Consider the following 3,762-nt stretch of genomic DNA (forward strand, 5'->3'; position numbering starts at 1 on the left):
GTCGTCGGTGGTTCCGACGGCGACCAGCGTCGGCTGGGCGATGCGGGCGATATCCTGCTCGCTCAGCAATTCGCGCGATTTGGCGATGCAAGCGGCCAAGGCCCGGCGATCGCTGCGGGTCTGGTCGGCGAAGGCGCGAAACGACCGGCCGCGCGGATGGCTGGTGGCGGCCGGATCATCGGCAAGCAAGGCGGCGGCGATCGGATCCCAATCGCCGACACCGTCGACCATGCCGATGCCGAGACCGCCGAAGACCAGCGTCGCCACCTTGTCCGGATCGGACAGCGCCATGAACGCCGCGATGCGCGCGCCCATCGAATAACCCATGACATGAGCGCGCCCGATGCCGAGATGGCCGAGCAAGGCAGCGGCATCGGAAGCCATCTTGACCGGCGTGTAGTCGGCCTCCTCATAGCTCTTGGACGACGAGCCGTGGCCGCGATTGTCGAAGGCGATGGCGCGGTAACCGGCGTCGTTCAGCGTCTTGAACCAGCCGGGCGACACCCAGTTGACATAATGGCTCGAGGCGAAGCCATGGATCATCAGCACCGGATCGCCCTCGCCCGATGCCGGCTGGCGGTCGAGGAAGGTAAGCTCGAAGCCGTCATGGGTGAAAGACTGCATCTGCGATCCCGCCTGTGTGCTCAACCGCCACCGCCATTGGGTGCATCGCCATTGTCGGCTGGTGGCATGCCGGGGCCGGATACCGTGCCCACGGCCGGATGGCGCAAAAGGTCGCCATACTCGATGCCGTTCCTGGCGGCAGTGCCGGCCTTGAGCTCGAGCACGAAGCGCACCGGTACGCCGGGCGAAACGACGGCGTCCGATTGCGGCTCGCCGTGCTTGACCGCCCGGATCTTGCCATCCTGGCCGACGAAAATCAGATCAAGCGGCATTGGCGTGTTGTGCATCCAGAAGCCAACCTGCTGCTGGACCTCGAAGACGAACAGCATGCCGTGGTTGTCCGCCATGTCCTGGCGGTACATCAAGCCGGCCTCGCGCTCCGCGGCGGTGTCGGCGACTTCGATGGAAAAAGAGCGATCACCGCCTTTCGTCACCACGACCAATGGCGCCGGATCGGCTGGAAGGATCATCGCCCGGCTGTCCGCCGAGGTCGGCTTTTCGGAATAGAAGTAACCACCGGCGGCGGCGATGAAGGCAATCGCGCACATCGCGCCCGCGGTCAGCCAGTTCCTGTAAGCCATTCGAAATCCTCGGCCGGAAACGCCCTAGTGCGAGACCGGCAAGGTCCCCATATCGGGGTGAATTTCGGCGGCCATAAGGCCTTTGTCGCCGCGTCCGAAACGAACCAGCACGACCTGCCCCGGCCGAAGCTCGGTGATACCGTAACGGCGCAAGGTCTCCATATGGACGAAGATGTCCTCGGTGCCCTCGCCGCGGGTGAGAAAACCAAACCCCTTGGTGCGGTTGAACCATTTCACCAGGGCGCGTTCGAGACCGCTCTCCGGCGTCACCGCGACATGGGTGCGCTGCTCCTGCATCTCGGCCGGGTGGACCGCGGTGGTGACGTCCATAGAGAGCACCCGGAAGGCCTGCAATCCGCGGTCGCCATGTTTGACGAGGCAGACCACGCGTGCGCCCTCCAGGGCCGTCTGAAAGCCATCCCTTCGAAGACATGTCACATGGAGGAGGATATCGCCGGAAATGCCGTCATCCGGCAAAATGAAACCATAGCCCTTGGCCACATCGAACCACTTGATGGCGCCGGCTATTTCGAGCAAGTCCGCGGCATCGCCGCCTTCGTCACGCTGCAAGGCGTCGCCGAGGGGTCCGTCCCGCCCCGTCAAAGAGGCCTTTTCCCCCATAAGAATGCCCCCTTTTTTCAAGAACACCGCAACTGATTCTTGCCAACAGATTAACACTGCGGCTTCCGGTCTGTGCAAGACCTGCCGTGCCTTTTTTCACGGTTCATTTGGGCAATACCGGATTTGTTCTTTGCCGGCATTGCGCACCGCCGCACGATTGCCCTTTGACAGGGCCGACCCTATGTTGCGCCGCAACGCAATTTATCGAGGAAATCACATGCGCTATCTGCACACCATGATCCGCGTCACCGACGTCGATGCCTCGCTCGACTTCTACTGCAACAAGCTCGGCCTCAAGGAAGTGCGCCGCTACGAAAACGAGCAAGGCCGCTTCACGCTGATCTTCCTCGCGGCCTCCGAAGACGAGCAAAGCGGCATCGCCGACAAGGCACCGCTGATCGAACTGACCTACAATTGGGATCCGGAAGACTACAAGGGCGGACGCAATTTCGGCCACCTCGCTTATGAGGTCGACGACATCTACGCCACCTGCCAGCATCTGATGGACAATGGCGTCATCATCAACCGGCCGCCGCGCGACGGCAACATGGCTTTCGTCAAGTCGCCGGACGGCATCTCGATCGAGCTTCTGCAGAAAGGCCCGGCCAAGGCCAAGGCGGAGCCCTGGGCTTCGATGGCGAACACCGGAAGCTGGTAGCCGATCACGCTGTCTTGAGCGGACAATGCCAGGCTGACGGCCCGGTACCGTTTGGTTTTTCAGGGGCGGCGCCTATCTGTCTGGCTGAGGCGCCAGGCTTGGGCCGGCGCCCAGCCATGCAACAGGCGCTTGCCCAGGAGAATTCATGCCGACCAGCCATGCCGACGTCGCCACCGAACATGCCAGCCGCTACCTGCAGCAGCTGTGCAAGCACTGGGCGCACAAATTCCCGGTCGAGTTCGATCCCACCCACGGCACCATCGATCTCTCAATGGGCCGTACCGTCATGGATGCCAATGCGGCGACACTGCATATCACGGTGTCGACCGACGAAGCGGGATCGATCGAGCGCCTGGAAAGCGTTGTCGCCGATCACATCAAGCGCTTTGCTTTCCGCGAAGAACTGACCTTCGACTGGAAACCAGCACCGGCGGCATAGGCCGCCTACTTCCCACCGGTCTGAGCAGCCATCTCCAGCAGCGCCTGCACGGAGCGCCAGTTGCGTGCGGTGCCCGGGACTTTCAGCGTGCGCGGGATCAGCCCGGCAAACACCGATTTGCCCAGCCCGTCCGGCGCGTGCAAGTAGAGCACATCGCCCTTGATCTCGAAGCGTTCGGGGCCGGTGCACTTTTCGGTCAGTCGCGCCACCTCGTCCGCTGTCGGCTCGCGCTCCAGCACATAGGCATGCAGCTTGGTATGGTCCCCGGCAACTTCCGGGTAAGGGTTTTCGTTCACCAGCCGCTCGAACCATGAGAGATCGCGCACCATGATGCGCGAATAAAAACCCCATTTCTTCTCGAAGGCTGCTTCGATCTGTTTCGTCAGCGCGGCCGCGTCGCCCTTCTTCGCCCGGAACACGGCATTGCCGCTCTGCACATAGGTGGCGACATCGGAAAAGCCGAGATCCTCGAAGAACGACCGCAGCTCCGCCATTTTGACGATGCGGTTGCCGCCGACATTGATGCCGGAAAACAGCGCGACGAAGATTTTTCCTGCCTCCTTGCCGCTCATATGATGAACCCGGCCAATGTCTCGTTGTCGGTGATGTCCTGATACTGGACGCCCTCGGCCTCGAACTTCGCTTTGAGCAGATCGAAATTGCGGCGGTCCTTGGTTTCGATGCCGATCAGCACCGAACCGAAATTGCGCGCCGATTTCTTCAGATATTCGAAACGGGCGATGTCGTCGTCGGGCCCGAGCAGTTCGAGGGAGTCTCGCAGCGCGCCGGGCCGCTGCGGAAAGCGGATGATGAAGTATTTCTTCAGCCCTCGGAGCGGT

The 3,762-nt window shown here is 62.1% G+C and carries 6 protein-coding genes and 1 pseudogene; 2 read left to right on the plus strand and 5 right to left on the minus strand.

Annotated features, from left to right (window positions below; all coding sequences use genetic code 11):
* From EN906_RS26255 to EN906_RS26265, 3 genes are all read right to left on the minus strand, one after another.
* On the minus strand, positions 1-624 hold a 624-nt coding region (locus EN906_RS26255; protein ID WP_164777368.1), incomplete at its 3' end, for an alpha/beta hydrolase.
* Positions 625-644: 20 nt separating this feature from the next.
* Positions 645-1,205: a DUF192 domain-containing protein gene (locus EN906_RS26260; RefSeq protein ID WP_127271578.1), complete on the minus strand. Its 561-nt coding sequence runs from the start codon at positions 1,203-1,205 to the stop codon at positions 645-647.
* Between the two features lie 24 nt (positions 1,206-1,229).
* A complete protein-coding gene (locus EN906_RS26265) occupies positions 1,230-1,826 on the minus strand; it encodes a cold-shock protein (RefSeq protein WP_032901396.1) in 597 nt (198 codons plus the stop codon).
* Positions 1,827-2,043: 217 nt separating this feature from the next.
* Between EN906_RS26265 and gloA the strand changes: the two genes are divergently transcribed.
* Together gloA and EN906_RS26275 are read left to right on the plus strand one after the other, a co-directional pair.
* Complete coding sequence (gene gloA / locus EN906_RS26270; RefSeq protein WP_127271577.1) at positions 2,044-2,484, plus strand: lactoylglutathione lyase; 441 nt, start codon at positions 2,044-2,046, stop codon at positions 2,482-2,484.
* Between the two features lie 145 nt (positions 2,485-2,629).
* Positions 2,630-2,923: a DUF2218 domain-containing protein gene (locus EN906_RS26275; RefSeq protein WP_127271774.1), complete on the plus strand. Its 294-nt coding sequence runs from the start codon at positions 2,630-2,632 to the stop codon at positions 2,921-2,923.
* Positions 2,924-2,928: 5 nt separating this feature from the next.
* Here the strand turns inward: EN906_RS26275 and EN906_RS26280 are convergent, their stop codons facing one another.
* Entirely contained in the window at positions 2,929-3,495 is a 567-nt protein-coding gene (locus tag EN906_RS26280) for a DUF1697 domain-containing protein (protein WP_127271772.1), read from the minus strand.
* Positions 3,492-3,762 (minus strand): annotated as a pseudogene (locus EN906_RS26285) (threonine dehydratase); the annotation flags it as partial. The gene EN906_RS26280 and the pseudogene EN906_RS26285, both read right to left, overlap by 4 nt.

The sequence above is a fragment of the Mesorhizobium sp. M7A.F.Ca.CA.004.06.1.1 genome, from assembly GCF_003999135.1.
In the GTDB taxonomy this organism is placed as follows: domain Bacteria; phylum Pseudomonadota; class Alphaproteobacteria; order Rhizobiales; family Rhizobiaceae; genus Mesorhizobium.